Here is an 18,352-nt window from a genome sequence, read left to right as displayed (position 1 = left end):
TTCAACTTTTTTTGGCTGCGAGAATGGTGCGATGAATGCTTAACGGCAGCAGGCACGGCAGCATGCGTAATTTTGCTGAAAGCGAGCCGTGACCAGCGAGTAGTGCTTTCCGGAAAATGGGTCGCGCATTTTCGATGTCGCCCTGCCAGTGCAGGATATTACCTTGCTGGATCAGCTTGCCCCAAGTGAGAGAGTTAATTTTATCCGGCCCGATCTGTTTTGCAATTTCTGGATGTCGACGGAAAAAAAGCTGTTTTGCCCTAAAGGTGTCAAGCGCAGCTAACGCTTGGTTCTGTGTGGCCTGCACGCCGTCGTGGTGATGATACTGGGCAAGCACCTCGGGCACACGGATGATAGTGCCGGTAACGGATACTTCCAACCAGAGCAGATAATCCTCGGCAATGGTGAAATTGGTGTCGAACCCACCTGCTCCGATAATAGCATTGCTTTTGGTAAGGCAGGCATGAATGGGCCAGCGGCAACCCTCCAGCAAGGTGGTCACCTTATCTGGGTTTTCGTAATCAGATGGGACGAATGGCTCTCCACGCGGTCCGGGCAAACCCAGGTTCTGCCACCCGCAATAAGCGAGAACGGCCTTGCAATCAGAAGCTAGCGCCGTATGCATTTTCTCCAAGAACGCTGCGTTCCAAGTATCGTCGCTATCGAGAAAAGCGATAAAAGTGCCACGCGCTTCTTTCAGCCCCAAGTTGCGCGCGCGGCTGACACCGCGTTCCAACAGGTTAAACACCCTGAGGCGGGAGTCATTCACAGAGTCGAGGATTTCAGGCGTGCGATCAGTAGAGCCGTTATCTACCACGATGAGTTCAAAATCGTTAAATGTCTGCTGCAGCACGCTGTCGATGGCGGCCTGAATATGTTGCATGCCGTTGTAACAGGGCATGATGATGGAAACGGTAGGATGCATGATGTTTATAAGCGCATTCGCGTTGCTGTAAGCTGTAAGGCGAAGCAAGAGACCGTTTGGCTGTAAATACCGAACCCGTTCCTTCGAAAAAATCGGGCTGGCTCCAGACGCGCAACAAAGAGACAGGCAAAAGCCGAATCCAGAATTTTTTTTCTGAGAATAACTGAACCTTGCTGGTCGGCACTGCGATGCAGATTAAAAGAAATGGGATCAATCATCGCCTGATTTTACTCATTTTAAATAGTTGGTCCATTGCAATAATTTGTTTTTAAACCGAGTCTGAAAGTGAGCACGCTGATCTAACTGTGATGCTCTTTCATGGGCTTCACGAATTTTTTTCAATAATCCCAATGCAAAATCAGCCACGGCGGTTTTGTTATTTGGAGGAGTATTGTGCAGCACGCTTTCGGTTATAGCGAGAAACCCTTTGGCATATGCCTGTGCAGAATACTTATCCAGCACGCTTTGCCTGCCTCGTTGTCCCAATTTTTCAGCTAAGCCATCATCATGTAGGACGCGCAACACAGCCTGTGCACAGGCGTCTTCATCCCCCAATGGTACCAGCAGTCCATCTACTTCGTGCTCGATGCATTCGCGTAAGCCCACGCAATCCATTGCAACCGCAGGTTTGTTTAATGACATGGCCTCAAGCGCAGCTAAACCTTGTCCCTCAAATATTGCAGTGGAGAGAAATACATTGCTTTGCGCCAGCAGGGCAGGTGCATCGTTTCTTGCCCCTAACACAAACACCCGACCATCGAGCCCCAACTCTTTGATCTGCTTTGGTAGCGCCTCCGCCAATTCACGTGCTTCGACCGGTCCAACGATAACAAAGCAAACGCTTGAATGCGTATCCGCAACGCGCCTGGCCACTCGAACAAACGTGGCAAAATCTTTTTGTGCCGAGATACGCCCCAAACCCAACACCAACGGGATATTTGCGGGCAATCCTAATTCTTCCCGCAATGGCTTACGCGGCTGTTGCGCGCGAATATCCAAGTCATCAACATCGATACCGTTATACAACGTGCTGATTTTTTCTGAAGGGAGCCATTCCAGCAAACTGGTTCGCACATCCTCCGAGACCCCTATGACATGATTACCCAGCTCGCCCAACAACCACGCGTAAGCAGCAGGCTCCATGAAACGAATATAGCGCTCATAGTCGATCTCAAAAGGGGCATGGATATGCCAGATCACCGGCACATTGGCCTTGCAGGCTGCGATAGCGCCATCGAGCAGATGACCCGTATTCAAGTGAATGAGGTCAAAATCCCCTTCGCGCAACCAGCTCTCGATCAATTCCGCACGGGTAGCCGCGTGGGCCAGATAGGCCAGCTCGGCAGGCTTGCTTGGCCCTGTACAACATCCCAAAGAGGCAACCCGGTAAGGCACGCCCAGTTCATCCAACGCTTGTGTAACATCACCCGGATCAGGTACCAAGGCACTGACATCTACCCCGAGTTGACGCAAAGCGCTCAGCAGGGTAAGGGTAGTGCGGTCCACACCGTTAACTAGGTTGGAATAATGAAAAACATGCAAGATTTTCATTTGTACAATCTTATAGGTTTACGGAATTTAGTATAACCACGTAACAATAGTCGCCAAGGGCCACACAGTGAAGCAGTCAAGGTGCTGCGTTTGCGAAGTTCACCGATTGCGATGACTGGATAGTGTACAAGAAGATATTTAAACACGGGATGAAATAACGTCGTGCGAGAGAAGCGGACAATAAACTCAGCGATCAGGGAGGCGTTTCCTGGGTGGATGCACAGTTTGTTTTCCAGAAATCTGGCATCGAGTTCGCGCACTCGTTCCAATCCTTGAATAGCCGACAATTGTGGCCAAGCCCAAGAGACTGGAACGCTGCCCAAGCCAGTGTCCAGATACCAAGTAACCAAACGTTGTACCAGGGTATCCATAATATTATTAGCGAGCCCAATTTTTGGGGCAAACTCGATATTGCGTATAGGCAATATCAGCGGTTCAGAACAAGCAAGCAGGCTGCGGGCAATTGTCCAACTAGTTGCCGGCACGATTTCCTCAAAGGCAACCGGGATGGCACCAATCAATCCGCGCCGAAACACCATGCAACTCAAGTTGCCTCTATCCTTTCCCAGTAAGGTCTGCCGTGTCCAGTGCGGCTCCGGGCTGGGATCTTTGACGGCGTTCCCATTGCAATCAAGGGCATCCGGGTAATACACATCCGAAGGTGAGTAGACCAGTGACAAATTCGAGTCTGATTGCAAAGCAGCCAGGCTTTGCGAAAGAAATTCAGGATGATGACGGCATCCCGCTGCGGCACAGGCAATGAATTCGCAGCGGGTTTCTGACAAAGCTTTCTGCCAAGCGTGTGTAATGACAGCGGCTGTGGGCAAAACGCGCAGCCTGGGGTGCATCAGTGACGCAGGTACGTTTGCCTCAGTACCATCCGTAGAGAAAACAATAATCTCGGCATTCTCTGGCAATCTTACAAGGCTAGCCTGAATGCGGTCTATTAGTTCGTCATCACTTGCTTGGGTAGGGATGAGCAAAACCAGCTCAGAGGAAGTGGCAATTGCCGGGACAGGGTTTACGATTTTATTGGGAGCCATCATCATGCAGCCCGCCTTGCCAAGAGTGAGTTGCCCAAGCCAGGGCAGACCTTCCCGCTGCAATAACTCAGCCAACTGTTCTGCATAATCTCGTTCATTGCATAACCAGTCCACGCAAGCAGCCTCCAGATCAGAAACGAGCCCACGCGCTGCAAGCTCACGCCATCTGAGCAAAGCAGGGCTAGGCGTGGGATCAGGAATCAAATGCGAAACTCTCTCGTCAAACCAGCTTCCAGCAGGAAAAGTCCGAACCAAGGTCAACGCAAGCGAGTCTGCACAATTGTTGTCCTGTTTCGTCATTTTCATGAAGCCTTTAGCCCGAATGCTCAAGCAATCTTCCGTCTGCGGGCCCGCGTTGTCATGTGTGGCACCACTCGGATTCAATCGCCAACGAGTCAGTAGATAAGGCAAGTTGGTCATACGGTGCCCAGCGAGCAGAAGATTAAAAAATAACCCATAGTCCATACACCCTCGCCTGATTTTGGTGTCATAAGCGCCACAAGCCAGGATGGTTTTTTTGCGTGCCATGATAGTTGGATGATGCATGGCGAAATAAGCGAACATGAGTGTAAACAGACTATCCGGATCTGAGGGTTGACGGTCTATCCCTTTAATTTCGCCTTGGATATTCATGGTGAACCATTGGCTGCCTACAGCCGCAATGTCTGCATGCTGATCCAGATAGTCTGCCTGAATGGCAAGCCGCTCAGGCATCATGGCATCATCACTGTCAAGGATGGCAATATAAGGTGCGCGAGCGAGTTTCAAAGCCTGATTAGAGGCACCGCCGATGCCCTGATTCTCCTGTCGGTAAACAACCACACGGGCATCTTGATCAGCGTAACGTTTCATGATCTCTGGTGACTGGTCGGTGCTGCCATCGTCGACGAGGATGAGCTCCAAGTCAGTCATGGTCTGTGCCAGAACGCTGTCAATGGCTTCGCCAACATAAGCCGCGCAGTTATAGGCGGCCATCAGCACGCTCACACGGGGCATAGAATCGTCTGCCCGTTGAGGTGAGTCAGCTGATTCAGCTTGCGATTTCATCCGGCTTCGCTATAAGCTTTTTTCTGATAGAGGAAGGGCAATCCCCAAAACGGCGGCAAACGTAATCCATAACGCCGTAAAATTGTGCCTGATAATAAGGCTGATGTCGCCGCCGGTTTATTTCACGAACATAGCGCGTGGTTTCCCAATATAACCGTTGAGCTAAACCATGTTGACCCGGTTCACCTATTGAAAAGCCCGGCAACCATCGCCGCAGAATTTTTTTCGCAACCCGCATGCGCTCGCGCAGAGAAAGATGCCTGCGCGCCCAAAGCAATTCATTCCGCGTCATAAAATAATTCCATAACGGCGATTCTGCGCCACCGAACGATACTGAAACCTTGTGCCACAACTTGGCGTCAGGCACGGCGTATGAAGAATAACCGGCCGTTCTTGCCTGATAGCACCAGTCCATCTCTTCAAAGTTCAGAAAAAATGACTCTTCCATCATTCCAATTTTTTGAATCATGTCGACGCGACAGAACAAAGCACAACCAATGACATACTCCACCTCAAAGGGCGGAACACAAGACACCGCAGAGTCGTGCTCCCCTTGACAAATAAACATGATCTCACTGGTGCTACTATCCCATTTACCGCCTAATGTCCAAATGATGTCCGGCTTAGAATAATAATAACTTTTAGCGCCGAAAATACCTGTTGCCGGGCAAGATGAAGCTGCGTCAACAAACGCGGTTAAAATATCCGGGTCCACAATCGTGTCATTATTAAGCAGCAAAATGAACGCGGGCTGTTCGCTCAATGCATGAGCTATTCCAGCATTGTTTCCGCCAGCGTAACCGAGATTTTTCCCTGTTTCCAGCAGTTCAACATCGGGAAATGCGTGCCGAATCTGGGTTACGGATTCATCGCTAGAGCCGTTGTCGACAACCAATATGCGAAAGTTTGGATAATTTATTTTTTGGACCGACCGCAGACATTCAAGTGTATCCTTCCATCCATTCCAATTGAGGATGATGATAGATACCAAGGGTTTATCAAAAATAGGTGTAACACTCGCCATGTTTACTGCCTTAAATGTCTAAAACGTGCATCAACGGTAAGTTAGCAAACACGAGATGTAATTTAGTGCTTAACACGGTCACTTGACTCTCCGCAGTAAATTTTCGCCTAGAATGCGGCGTATTTTTTTGAAGAGGGAGAATTGCCCACGTGATTTCTCATCAACGAATGGCAGCAAAGCGGGATAAGACTGAGAAAACGTGTCCCATTCACGCAATAAACTTTGATCCCCCAAGCGATTGGCAGCATCAATTGCCAACCAACGGGTGCCGCGTGTCCTTTTTCCAAGTTCCTGTGTCAGATCAAATGGTGGATTGCGGTTCATAGCTAAATGGCGCAATGGCGCATAGGCAGGCAAGAAAACGAAATCATGCAACATGGAAAGGATGTCCAACTCGATTCCATAGTTGTGTTCAGCATTTTTGGCGGTGGTACTGTTGTTGTGTACGCGAAACGTTGCCAACGATCGAGGAATGTAGGTAATCCCCGTGTGTACAGCAATCCGTGTCCAGAACTCAAAATCACAAAGCTGAATAAGTGCCGAATTAAACCCCCCAAACTTGTCGAATATGCTGCGGTGGAACATAACAGCTGTTGGTTCACCCACAAAATTAACCGCGAAGTGGTCTACCACAGCTTCGCTGTATTCCTTAACTGAGATTGTTGCAGCGCCTGGAAAGAGTGTCGAAAGAGTAGGGATGTTCAGGTAATACTGCCGCGTACTATTACTTACGCCTTCCTCAAATGCAAAATTTCGCTGGCACGCAACAATGGAGCTATCCTGCGTGTTTGCATCAAGCATTGCTTCTAAACACGTTGGTTCAATCCAATCGTCCTGAAAAACAAACTTGATCCACTCACCTTGGGCTAATTCAATACAACGGTTCCAGTTACCTACCAGCCCAAGATTTTTTTCATTATGCACTAACCGGATTCGCTCATCGTTGGCTGCAAAATGCTCAAGGATCTCTAAAGTGGCATCGGTTGATCCATCATCAACCACAAGTATCTCGATATCTTTGTAGGTTTGCTGCAATACGCTGTTCAAACAGGCTTCCAAATATCTGGCGCCGTTATATGTGGGTATGCAGATGCTGATTTTAGGCACAATGGAACTTGAAATAAAATCAGATGTTTTATTTGGTGTTGTCACTAAGTGATCAACCGGACGCCGCCATGTTTTGATGCTAGTCCATCGCCATTTTAAATAACTTTGCCAGCTGCGCAGACTTGAGTGAGGAATCCTGCAAATTGTTAGCAAGAAAGTAATGATTGATCGCTTATCCGCAGCAATCTTCAGAGCTTCCCATAAATAGGGGCGGGCATTTGGATATCCAATTTTGTACAAGTCATGCGCACAATCAGCCAAGCGCTGACGTAGCATCAGTTGTTGTTGCTTGGTCATGCCTTGGTCGGATAACAGTTTCTTTGCAATAAGAAAATCAGAGGTAAATCTGGTGCTGTCCCGCGCCCATAGAATCTTGCGCGTCAGGGATGATGCTACAACTCGGTATTGAGTTGTTATGTGTGGGGAATACGCAAATTTGAAATGCCTTGATATCCGCAACCACATATCCCAGTCTTCATAAACTAGACGCTCATCATATTTTCCCACCTTGGCGTAAGTCGTTGCACGAATCAGTGTGGACATCGCCGGGATAAAGTTACCGGCGAGAATTATCGGAAAAATATCACCTTCCGGCATCGTCTTGTTTGAGCGGTGTGCTTCTATAAACTTCGTGGTGAGTCGACAGCCGCTCTCATCAATTTGGTAAGCATCACTATATAGGACGCCAACTTCTTCCGAGAGGTTTTCCATCTGTGTGACTTGATGAAAAAGCTTTTCTGGCATCCACACATCATCTGTTGCAATAATCGAAATGTATTTTCCTTGCGTCAGTTCCAAGGCCTCGTTGAGGGTGCGACATAGGCCCTGATTTTTCTGGTGGGCTATAAATTTGCACTTGATCTCGTAGCGCTCGATCCATTCATGGATAAGCTCTACAGAATCGTCGCGCGAGCAATCATCCATGATGATGATCTGCACATGAGGATAGGTCTGGTGACGAATGCTATCAAGGCATTCAATAACAAAACGCGCATGGTTATAGCAAACAGCTATGACCGTAACGAGCGGTTGCCCAGTCATGTTTTGCAAAGCTCAACAATCGCTTCTATCACTTGTCCCTGCTGGGCAGCACTTAAATGTGGGCCGATGGGCAAGCTAAGTACGCTGTCAGCCATGGATTCCGCCACAGGGAAGCTACCGGCTGGCCAACCAAGGTCGGCATAAGCGGTTTGGCGATGGGGTGGAATAGGGTAGTGGATAAGGGTCTGAATGCCGCGAGTTTGTAAATCACGTTGCAGTGTTTCACGCTGTGGGTGACGTACCACATAAAGGTGCCAAACCGGTGTGATTTCAGGTGGAACGACGGGTAGAAGGAGTGCGCACTCTGCCAGCGCTGCTTTGTAAGTTGCGGCAACATGGACACGCCTAGCGTTCCATGTATCCATATGGCGCAACTTCACACGTAATACTGCGGCTTGCATTTCGTCCAGACGGCTGTTGTAACCCTGCACCTCATTTACATATTTAACCCGTGAGCCATAGTTGCGTAGTATGCGGATACGTTCTGCGAGTACTTGGTCGTCGGTGGTAACTGCACCGGCGTCACCAAAGGCCCCAAGATTTTTGCCGGGGTAGAAGCTCCAGGCAGTCGCATCGCCCAGCCCTCCGATAGCTGCACCATGATAGCGTGCGCCGTGGGCCTGTGCTCCGTCGGCCAAAACTTTCAGACCATGCATTTTGGCACAGGCAAGTATGGGAGCCATATTCGCTGGCTGACCATAGAGGTGGACAGGCAGTATGGCACGGGTGCGGGGGGTAATGGCCTCTTCGAGCCGCTGTGGATCTATGTTGTAGGTGTATTCGTCCGGCTCTACCGGCACGGGGGTTGCGCCGGTTTGACTTACCGCTAGCCAGGTTGCGATATAGGTATTGGATGGCACTAGGACTTCGTCACCAGGGCCGATGTCCATGGCGCGTAGGGTCAGGTGTAGGGCTTCTAATCCGTTGCCAACGCCGATACAATAGTGTGCGCCGGTGTAGGCGGCGTATTCCGCTTCAAAGGCCTCCAGTTCAGCACCGAGTAGATACCAGCCACTTTCTAGCACTCGCGCTACAGCGGCATCTATTTCCGACTTGAGTTCGTGGTAAGTGGCACCGAGATCGAGGAAGTGCACGTTATTCATGGTTTGTCTTCCTGACTAAGCAAGCTGAGGAATTCGTCATAGTTACGGATGTAGTCTTCTGGCCGATAAATGTCAGACGCAAAAACTAGAAGCATTGCATCCGGCGTGTATTTGTAGTGAGTTCTCCACAGCATTGCTGGCACAAATAAGCCTATAGTCGGGGAACTCAATTCCACCTCTTCTCGCAACTGTCCATCGTCTAAAGTAACCGCACACTTTCCCTTTACACAAACCAGAAATTCTTGCAAAGTCTTGTGTGCATGTTCGCCACGAATTTCTTTGTTAGGCACATCGAAGACAAGAAAGTAGCGCTTTGGGATAAAGGGAAAATGATATTTGAAATCACCAAACGAAAGCGCGCCGCGCAGATCTTCAATAAGTGGCATTCTGTAGAGCGCGGCATCTTTAACGGAGAGTTTGCTGAGTTTCTGTTCGCTTGGGAGAGAAACTAGCTGTTCTGAACTGTGCTGAGGTGTTTCAACGTACCCGACAATGTTGGCTGGATTTCCCACCACAATCGCGTTGGGAGGTACACTTTTCGTTACGACAGCGCCAGCACCGATCATTGCATTCACACCAACCGTAAGACCCGGCAACACAGTGGCATTTGCACCAATAGACGCACCTTTGCGGATGAGTGTCTTGGCGAATTTTTCAGGATATTGTTTACTCCTTGGAAAGCGATCATTGGTAAACGTTGCGTTTGGCCCAACGAAAGTGTCATCCTCCAGCGTAATCCCGTCCCACAATTGCACACCACACTTAATTGTTACTCGATTGCCAATTACTACGTCATTTTCAACAAAGACGTGGTCACATATATTGCAATCTTCGCCGATCTGAGCATTTGGCAGAATGTGAGTGAACGCCCATATGCGACTTCCCTTTCCAATACTGTGTGTTTCAACAATTGCATTCGGATGAATGTAGTAGTCCTCCGATCGCTTTTTCATAAAATGTAACACCTTTGCTGTGAACTAAACTGGTAATTGATCACGAAATTGAATATTCCAGCCGCACTCTGATTTATCCATTAAAAATATCGGTAGCCCCATAAAAAATAACAGGGAAGAAGCATTTGTCATAGTTGTATGACTTCGTAACGCGGAAAATAAGAGCCTAAATCCTCACCACACCGTATATCAAACAAATTTCGCTGAGCTGCACCACTTGAGGATTTCTGAATCGCTAGCAGACGTCAGGACTCCAACAAGCCTCAACCGCAATCCCATGTAAACCTACAGCGCTGCTTAGTTTTTCATACCTTAGAGTTACGTGATGTGTGATTTGATAAACTTCTAATTTGATTAAATCTCCATTTTAACCATCTGCTGCCATCATAAACAAGGCTCACCAGCTTTTCTAGAATTTTGGTCCAAGTTGGCAGCTGCTCTCTAGAGAAAACATATCCAGCCGTTTTCAAGTCTGCGTCATCCTTGAAGGCAGTAGCGACAATGATATGCTGCATTGTTGAAATTTCATTCCTCCAACTCTCAACTCGCGAAGACTCAGGCGCACGATAGTACATTTCTTTGTTGTACCAAACTCCATCGACCCCCACTTCACCATCGTGCTTTTTTTTCTCTGGAGTGAGCATTTCACTGTTCCATAGAATTCCCAGAAAGCCACAAATCTGCTGCGTCATTTTCTCTGGAGCTGCCACCAACTCTTCATATTGAACAAGCAACACACGATCCGGATTTTCTCGTAGCGCTCGAAAGCCCATCTGGTTACAACGCTTCACCATTGAGATGGCGCATCCAATTTTTCGAGTAAAATCCGGCGCAGTTTTTGATGACTGAGCACGTTTTCCAACTTGTAGCATTGAGGACACTACAGCGCGTGGGTCACGTACACAAAATATAAATTTTGCTGATGGAAATATCTCAAGCAGCGCCGTGAAATGCAACACGTTCCATGGAGTCTTCTCACTCAATATTCTGCGGTTTCGCTTTCTTGTATAAGGGGCGAATAGCCTTTCGATAAAATATCCAATTTCTCGATCCACTTCGTCTTTTGTTAGAAAGACAGAGATTCGACCGTTGTCGATTGAATTCATGAGCATGTTTCTCAATGCCACCACATCTGGTACTCGATCAAATTCTGGGCCACCCGCAATATCAGGATGACAATCGAGCATGTTTTGAAGCATCGTCGTTCCCGAACGAGGACTTCCTCCTACGAACACTAAGTTGGCTCCCTGATCAAAATCTAGGCCTGAATTCAGAATAGTCATACGTTTTAATTACCTAAGTTCATGTGGTAAAAATATTTGGATCAGGCAATACGCCGACAGTTTTAACCAAGATTGTCCATTTGAGATTCTAAGGGGCAGTGTTGCCGCCATTCCAGACCTTAATCAGTATCGATCCAGAGCCCCTCAAATTAAGCTTTTCGTTGTCGGCTTCCTGCCAAGTTTAGTCGTTGTTCGTCCGGGCTTTGTGCTATGCAGTCCCTACTGCAAATTCTTTATGATGTAAGCTCCAGTGGCATAAAACCATTGACGTTGAAGCTGTTTAAACCAAAACCTGCTTTGAGTTCTATATTTCGAGGCATCGGCTATACACTTCACGCGCCATCCGACTCTTCATCGCCAAAATATTGACCGTTCAATTTCCATTCTGTAGCTAAACTGAGCTTTCGCATTGGTGGCTGCCGCACTTCCATTGCTGATGGCGCGACACTAAATGTCTTAAGCGTTTCTCCAGAAAATAGCATCCTTTTATTACCATCAAACATGGCCACCCTAAGGCAATATACCCCACTCACCAATGGAAATGATTTAACGAGGTACTCCACTTCGTGTTGGCCAGCATCGTAGTGTGGCCGATTCTCAAATATAATCGTTGACGCTGCACTCAAGTAAAGGAAGTCGGTTGTATGGGTGCCAACGATTATCTCTAACTGATCAATTGATCGCTTTAACTCGAACTGGACACGAACGCGCAAACTGTCCCCGGATGCGATTTCCTGAATAGACTGCCCATCTGCATTCAGAACCTCAATATCGAGAATATCGACTTCTCCCGAGGAATTAATCTGTGCCTTGTGTCCATCTCGTTGGTTGGCGAGAACTTTTTCGTTACTCTTGCGATAGAAATCTTCACATACATCCAAAGACTTGCCATCAGTATTGATTTTGCCATGGACTAGTAAGATTGCCCGTGAGCACATACGCTCAACCTGTCGGATATTGTGTGACACCAACAAAACTGTTTTTCCTTGTCCCTTGATTAAATCCTCCATCCGGTCAAAACATTTCCTCTGAAACGCCAGATCGCCCACCGCCAGCACTTCATCTACGATAAGGATGTCTGATTCCACGCTGGTAGCGATGGCAAAGCCCAGTCGCACCTGCATGCCGGAAGAGTAACGCTTAACCGGTGTATCGATGAACTCTTCAAGTTCAGCGAAGGCTACGACATCATCGAACTTGCGTGTTATTTCTGCTTTAGGGATGCCCAAGATGGCACCGTTGAGGTAGATATTTTCGCGCCCAGTGAGATCGCCCACCAAGCCTGCGCCTACCTCGATCAGTGGCGCTACCTTGCCCTTGACTGTGATGCTGCCACTTGAGGGTTTAGAAATATTGGCCAACAGCTTGAGCATCGTGCTCTTGCCGGCACCATTCTGGCCAATTATGCCGACAACTTCGCCTGCTTCGATGCTGAAATTTACGTCATCCAGCGCCTTGAACGGGGCACGTTCTTCAATCGGTTGACCTGTAAGCCGCCGCCACTGATTTAAAGCAGTGGTTTTCATATTTTGTAATTGGCCGAGCTGATATTCTTTGGTGACTTGGTTGACTTCGATGATGGGCATAGTTATTTAAAGTCTTTCTTACTTAGAGCAGTCTGTCTGAGAATATAGGTAAACGTTTTTTACAATACTTTCTTCTTTTGGATCAGGAAAAATCGCGATTTTATCACCTTTGCGAAATTTCCTAGGGCTGCCATTTTGGAAAATTAATAGATAAAATCGTGCCTCTGTCTGACATTATCAATTGCCCTTAATGTTTAAAGCTCAATCACTGACAGCGTATTCCTTAAGCAGAGCTTCTACATAGGGTACGATGTATAGGCTTCTATTTCTCAAAGTAAAGCTCGCACTAGGGTATCTTTAAAAATCGCAATTTCGTGAACAGTAGCCTCGCGCTTTGTCATATCTGGAAAAATGAATTTTAGAAGCTCCCTGAATTTGGTGCGAATTAGCCTATAGCTTACTCAAACATGCAGTGTCATCTCAAGTTTGATAGTGACAAACTTCGATTTCGACTCTTTGGCTAGAAACTTGAGCGTTTGACACTTATTGACGTCGTTGTGACCGGTCTTGTATTTCTTGGTGGTGTGATTAACTTCGATGATTTCCATAGCGGTTAGTCTTTAGTGGATAGTCTATAAGTTGTACGATCTCGCTTGATATCTTCCATTCGGAAATCAATATAAACTCAGTTGTGTCATGTACAGAAGGCGACTTGGACAGCTTCTGTATCTGTTCATAATTGTTTCCAAGTTCTGGATGACCGCCTTCGCTGGAATGACGAAATTGTAGAGACACCCTTTAATGCCTATCCGCTATCCTTAAATTACGTCCGCGAAATAAGATTCCGCACGCTTAAAGAAGGCGTAGCTTAGTGGGAGCAAGATTGCAACCAAGATAAAGCCGGGTACCATAGCTGCCAAATCCGGAGGCTCATTTCTCAGTACAACACTTTGAAATGCGTCAATGATGCCCGCCAACGGGTTAAGGGTATACAGGGTATAAAGCAAATTGGACCACTCGCCGGCGGCTTGTTGCTCTAAAAGTTTACTTTTTACTAACTGCAATGGGTAAATCACCGGAGAAGCGTACATGAGTAGAGAAAGCAGCACGGGCAGGGCGGCTCCTACATCTCGATAGTAAACGTTGATTGCAGCGCCGACAAATGCGATGCTTAAAGCTGCCAGAATTGTATATAGAATAATGAATGGTACCCATAGGATGTATATGCTGGGTATGTATTGAAACCAAATCATGAGCCCAGCCAGAATAAAAAAGTTGATGCCAAGCTCAACGAGCTTGGTGACGACTGCTGTTATGGGGAATATCTCGCGCGGGAAATAGATTTTTTTGATTAGATTGGCATTGCCTACCACACTGCTTACTCCCTCAGATGCAGATTCTTGAAAGAAAATCCAGGGCATGAGCGCAGCGAAAGTCAGGAGGGGATAAGGGATGTTGCCACTATCAATGCCAACGAAGCTTTTAACCAATGTAAAGATCAGCATGAGGACAAGTGGCTTCACTACCGCCCAGGCAATGCCTAGATATGCCTGCTTGTAGCGCAGCGTGACGTTCTTCCAAGCAAGTACACCCATCAATTCGCGGTATTCGACAAGATTTTTTACTACGGCAATCATGTTCGTTGTTGCTCCCTAAGTTATTTTGTTGATGGATTGCTATCTTGAGTTGGCCGTGCTTTTGGATGTCAGTCTAGCTGGCACTAAATCCATTGCTCGGTGCGGCTTGCACCAATTGCTGCCAGCATGTTTTCGATTTTATTAATGGTATGTTATGAGCTTGCGGAAATTGAATTTTAGAGCCTGCGGAAATTGAATATTAAATGGCATTGTTTGATTCAGACTTCTGGATCAGCTATTTTAAAAATTGTCGTCGGCTATATAATTTTATAAAATACCGAACAGGCATTAGCATAATGAACGACTTTTCTACTTTTGATCTTAACATTTTTACTCAATCACTACCTATTAAAGTAGGTAGATTGAAATTCCGATCATCATCCACAAAAAAAGTGGGGGATCCGTGGCAGACTGCGCTAAAACCATATTCATTGAACGTATGATAAAGCTCATAGTGTTTAAAACCTGAGATGTAGCAATTATGGCTCTGTGGATTGTAGAGCACTCTAAAAAGTAATTTTGCGAGCAGCTGCCTGACGTTTTGTCTTCTTTCCTCACTATCGGCACAATTCGGCGATACTAAAAAAAATTATCGAATGCATATCAAAATATACGCTGTGTTCAATTTTTTACTCGCGCCTTGTCTCACCTGGCAATTGGGTAAGCAGGTAGGTTGCACGCTAAATTGAATTTTTTTAGATGACTTTATGGCACTTAGCGTTCGGACGTGGCCGCTCTCGAGAAGTTTATATTAGGTCACCCTGTGGCGCTAACTACGCGTGTCATCCAGCTCTCGAGAGATTATGTATGCAGTGGCAAAGCAATTCGACGGAGTTAGTACGAAAGCAAGGTGGAACGGCAGTGAGTAGATTGCTAATTCAACTCAATAAGCAAGATAAATAGTAAGAGCGTAGGACATTGGACACCGGGTGCGGAATAAAAAACGCCTCATTGATCGCTACTCTGTACGTTAATATAAGTACTTCAAGAGCAGGGTGGCGGCGATTCGTTCCTTCTGTTCAGTATTTCTTTAGCATTATGTGAATCTTCTGTTGTCCAAAGTTGCGATTTTGCTATTCGCTGTGTGCAGTTCGCTTGACCCTGAATGTCTAAGCTTGAGAATCCATATGCATCATGAATTTTTATTTTGTCGAAATTTTTTACAGTTGACCTATTAAAATGCTCCTGCAAGTGTCTTATACCTGCAAATAAATATTTAATGCTTTGTAATTAATAATTATATTTTTAAGAATGGCTTAAAAGGTATGAATTTTGCTTAACAATTTTTGTTGATGTGCAAGCGATAACTTTTTAGTATTGCCAATTTGTGTCGATAGAGAGGTAAGTGGGCAAGCCGCAAAGCGGCTGCTTGCTAAATTCGATTTTTCGAGATGCCTTCTAATTACAGAAAATTGAGTCTGAAAGCGCATTGGAATTGATTATTTCCCTTGCGTTAAACATTTACCTATCGATACGGCCAAGCTATGTTTTAGTTTGTCAGCCAATCAGCTGCACAGTGAAACACCTGTTGCTTCAAACTTTACTGGGTCGTGTCAATATATATTTTAGGATGCTGAATCATATGCGTTACCCCTTTGGAGGTACTTCCATGCCAAGACAACTACTTTTTACCTGTTTGATCAGCCTTGTAATTGCACTGCCGGCACGAGCCATGAGTGTGTTACCACTTTACCTGGATGAAATCGTCAACGATGCCGCTATCGCATTTCAGGGCAAATCCATTGAGAACCACAGCGAACTTGATCCACAAACAAATGCAATTGTAACTTTTAGTACTTTTGAAGTTCAGGAGGTGCTCAAGGGTGAAGTTGGAGCCACACATACCATTAAGCAAATCGGTGGAGAGCTACAGGGGAAAATAAATCAAATAACAGGCATACCTACTTTTACAGTGGGGGAGAGTTACGTGCTTTTCCTGTATGGCGTTTCGGCATCAGGTTTCTCCAGTCCTGTGGGTCTTGGTCAGGGAAAATTTAATATCATCTCGGTGCCAACCGGCTTTGATGTAACCAATGGCAGAGATTTCAAAGAAATGACCTTGGGCTTCCCAACTTCCTTGGTGACCTTACCCGCTTTAAGTAGAATGCAGAAGGCGCCTGGGCCCGTCAAGCGGCTTGATCTCGAAGAATTTAAGCGACTTGTGCGTCAGCAAGGGGGAACGGTTAAATGACTTTCCTGAGAATTATGCGCGGCCTCGTGGCTGGCGCGTTAATTATATTTTCGGTTTCTGTATTTGCTGGTGGCCCATTAGTAGTCTGCTATCAGCTGCCTACAAAATATCCTGGCGCGGGCTCGGTGTCGCTTAACTACGATCTAGGCGCTCTTGGTTCCCGTACTAACGCGCAGGCAGACACGCTAGTTACAGATGCGGTATCTCGATGGACAAATGTGGCGAGCTCAACAGTGTCGCTCTCTCGCGGGACAGATCTTACAGTGGATGTGACTTCCAGTAATTATTCGGCGTTTCTGTATGATTTCTCGGATGGCTTGAATCCAGTGATTTATGACACCGATGGTTCAATTGTTGATGCCATATTCGGTAACGGTGCAAGAAATAGCGTACTTGGTTTTGCTGGTTCTGGCTGGAATAATAACGGTTCACAGTGTGAATATTCAGAAGGCCGTGCCGTGATCAACGGCAACATCTCCATTAGTGATACGACTATGAAAACCGTTCTTGCCCATGAAGCCGGACACATGATCGGCTTGGATCACACACAATTGGATAATTCACAAGGGTTGGTTACTTCAAGCTATCCATTAATGTACCCCATTGCATATCGGAGTTTAAATTCTTTACACGAAGATGACATTGCCGCAGTGAGCGCCCTTTATCCGGATGCATCGCTGGACAACGTTTATGGTCAGCTTACCGGAATTTTCACCCAAGCCAATGGTACGCCTATCCCTGGCGCGAACATCTGGGCAAAGGAAGTAAGCACTAATAAAGTGTTTAGCTTTGTTTCTGATTATCTCATTCAGAATACCGGTTACTTTAAGTTGTTGCTGCCCCCTGGCAACTACACATTGCACGCCGAAGCCATTCAGACAGAGTTTACTGCAGGCTCCAGTGTCGGGCCCTATGCAGATTCATCCTCCGGTCTTTCGTTTCAACCACCACTTTACAATAATGGGGTGGCGATCGCTCCAGTTGTATTTGGAGGGAGTTCGCCGACACAACTTGTTATTACTGCTGGATGCGTGACATCGGCCACTTTTAAAATTGATGGAACTGGAACAGTCAGTGGGGGTTGTGGCGCAGATAATTTATCACCGACCGTACCGACAGGTCTTTCTGCCGTGCCGATCAGTTCCACTCAGATTAACCTGAGCTGGACGGCTTCGACGGACAATGTGGGCGTATCGGGCTACAAAGTTTATCGCGATGGTTCTCTGGTTGGCAGCCCGGTTACGACGAGCTATAGCGATACGAATTTGACTGCCTCGACCAGCTATAGCTATACCGTGTCGGCCTGTGATGCTGCAAACAACTGCTCGGCGCAGACCGCCCCGGTATTGGCAACGACAACGTCTGCAACGACGAGTAGTAACCTCGCGCTTGCCAGCGTTGGTGCGGTGGCTTTGGCGTCGTCCAGTGTTAATAGTGACTTTCCAATTGCGGCGGTCAACAACAATCAGCGTACTGGTGCACCTTGGGCTAATGGGGGAGGCTGGCGTGATGCAACGTTCAATGCCTATCCAGATTGGGTGCAAATCAACTTTAATGGTACGAAGGATGTCAATCGGGTAGTGCTCTACACGCTACAGGATAACTATCCAAATCCGATCGAGCCGACTGATACGTTAACTTTTAGCAATTGGGGTGTAACCGGCTTTACCGTCCAGGGCTGGGATGGATCGGCCTGGGTTACGCTTGCTACGGTAAACGGAAATAATCTGGTTAAGCGGACAGTAAACTTCGCTTCGTACACCACCGACCGAATTCGGGTGAACATTACCAGTGCACTTTCCAGCCATTCCCGTATCACTGAAATTGAGGCATGGGGTGTTGCCGCGTCTAGTACTGACACGACTCCACCGACCGTACCGACAGGTCTTTCTGCCGTGCCGATCAGTTCCACTCAGATTAA

The 18,352-nt window shown here is 47.0% G+C and carries 13 protein-coding genes; 2 read left to right on the top strand and 11 right to left on the bottom strand.

Going from position 1 to position 18,352, the window contains the following annotated elements; translation table 11 throughout:
* Position 1: 1 nt before the first annotated feature.
* The 11 genes from MJ770_RS05280 to MJ770_RS05230 all read right to left on the bottom strand — a co-directional run bounded on the left by MJ770_RS05280 (position 2) and on the right by MJ770_RS05230 (position 14,240).
* Positions 2–925, bottom strand: coding sequence for a glycosyltransferase family 2 protein (locus MJ770_RS05280; RefSeq protein ID WP_239250562.1), 924 nt, complete (start codon positions 923–925; stop codon positions 2–4).
* A gap of 231 nt (positions 926–1,156) precedes the next feature.
* Positions 1,157–2,476 carry a glycosyltransferase gene (locus MJ770_RS05275; RefSeq protein WP_239250561.1) on the bottom strand — a complete coding sequence of 440 codons (1,320 nt, stop codon included), beginning with the start codon at positions 2,474–2,476 and terminating at the stop codon, positions 1,157–1,159.
* Positions 2,473–4,566: a glycosyltransferase family 2 protein gene (locus tag MJ770_RS05270; RefSeq protein WP_239250560.1), complete on the bottom strand. Its 2,094-nt coding sequence runs from the start codon at positions 4,564–4,566 to the stop codon at positions 2,473–2,475. The genes MJ770_RS05275 and MJ770_RS05270 overlap by 4 nt, the downstream gene beginning before the upstream one ends.
* Positions 4,550–5,590, bottom strand: a complete 1,041-nt coding sequence (locus tag MJ770_RS05265) for a glycosyltransferase family 2 protein (RefSeq protein WP_239250559.1) — start codon at positions 5,588–5,590, stop codon at positions 4,550–4,552. Before MJ770_RS05265 ends, MJ770_RS05270 begins: the two co-directional genes overlap by 17 nt.
* A gap of 78 nt (positions 5,591–5,668) precedes the next feature.
* Positions 5,669–7,738, bottom strand: a complete 2,070-nt coding sequence (locus tag MJ770_RS05260; protein WP_239250558.1) for a glycosyltransferase family 2 protein — start codon at positions 7,736–7,738, stop codon at positions 5,669–5,671.
* Positions 7,735–8,841 carry a DegT/DnrJ/EryC1/StrS family aminotransferase gene (locus tag MJ770_RS05255; RefSeq protein ID WP_239250557.1) on the bottom strand — a complete coding sequence of 369 codons (1,107 nt, stop codon included), beginning with the start codon at positions 8,839–8,841 and terminating at the stop codon, positions 7,735–7,737. Before MJ770_RS05255 ends, MJ770_RS05260 begins: the two co-directional genes overlap by 4 nt.
* Positions 8,838–9,794 carry a WxcM-like domain-containing protein gene (locus MJ770_RS05250; RefSeq protein ID WP_239250556.1) on the bottom strand — a complete coding sequence of 319 codons (957 nt, stop codon included), beginning with the start codon at positions 9,792–9,794 and terminating at the stop codon, positions 8,838–8,840. Before MJ770_RS05250 ends, MJ770_RS05255 begins: the two co-directional genes overlap by 4 nt.
* Positions 9,795–10,099: 305 nt before the next feature.
* Positions 10,100–11,077, bottom strand: coding sequence for a sulfotransferase family protein (locus MJ770_RS05245; RefSeq protein ID WP_239250555.1), 978 nt, complete (start codon positions 11,075–11,077; stop codon positions 10,100–10,102).
* Positions 11,078–11,409: 332 nt separating this feature from the next.
* On the bottom strand, positions 11,410–12,663 hold the full coding sequence (locus MJ770_RS05240) for an ABC transporter ATP-binding protein (protein ID WP_239250554.1): 1,254 nt from the start codon (positions 12,661–12,663) through the stop codon (positions 11,410–11,412).
* Positions 12,664–13,064: 401 nt separating this feature from the next.
* A complete protein-coding gene (locus MJ770_RS05235) occupies positions 13,065–13,211 on the bottom strand; it encodes a hypothetical protein (protein ID WP_239250553.1) in 147 nt (48 codons plus the stop codon).
* Positions 13,212–13,421: 210 nt separating this feature from the next.
* Entirely contained in the window at positions 13,422–14,240 is an 819-nt protein-coding gene (locus MJ770_RS05230; RefSeq protein ID WP_239250552.1) for an ABC transporter permease, read from the bottom strand.
* A 1,609-nt stretch (positions 14,241–15,849) separates the two neighbouring features.
* Between MJ770_RS05230 and MJ770_RS05225 the strand changes: the two genes are divergently transcribed.
* Together MJ770_RS05225 and MJ770_RS05220 are read left to right on the top strand one after the other, a co-directional pair.
* Positions 15,850–16,431, top strand: coding sequence for a hypothetical protein (locus MJ770_RS05225; protein ID WP_239250551.1), 582 nt, complete (start codon positions 15,850–15,852; stop codon positions 16,429–16,431).
* On the top strand, positions 16,428–18,352 hold a 1,925-nt coding region (locus tag MJ770_RS05220; protein WP_239250550.1), incomplete at its 3' end, for a fibronectin type III domain-containing protein. The genes MJ770_RS05225 and MJ770_RS05220, both read left to right, overlap by 4 nt.

It is taken from the genome of Candidatus Nitrotoga sp. M5, from assembly GCF_927904885.1.
GTDB lineage: Bacteria > Pseudomonadota > Gammaproteobacteria > Burkholderiales > Gallionellaceae > Nitrotoga.
This window is presented reverse-complemented; position numbering and strand designations above follow the sequence as displayed.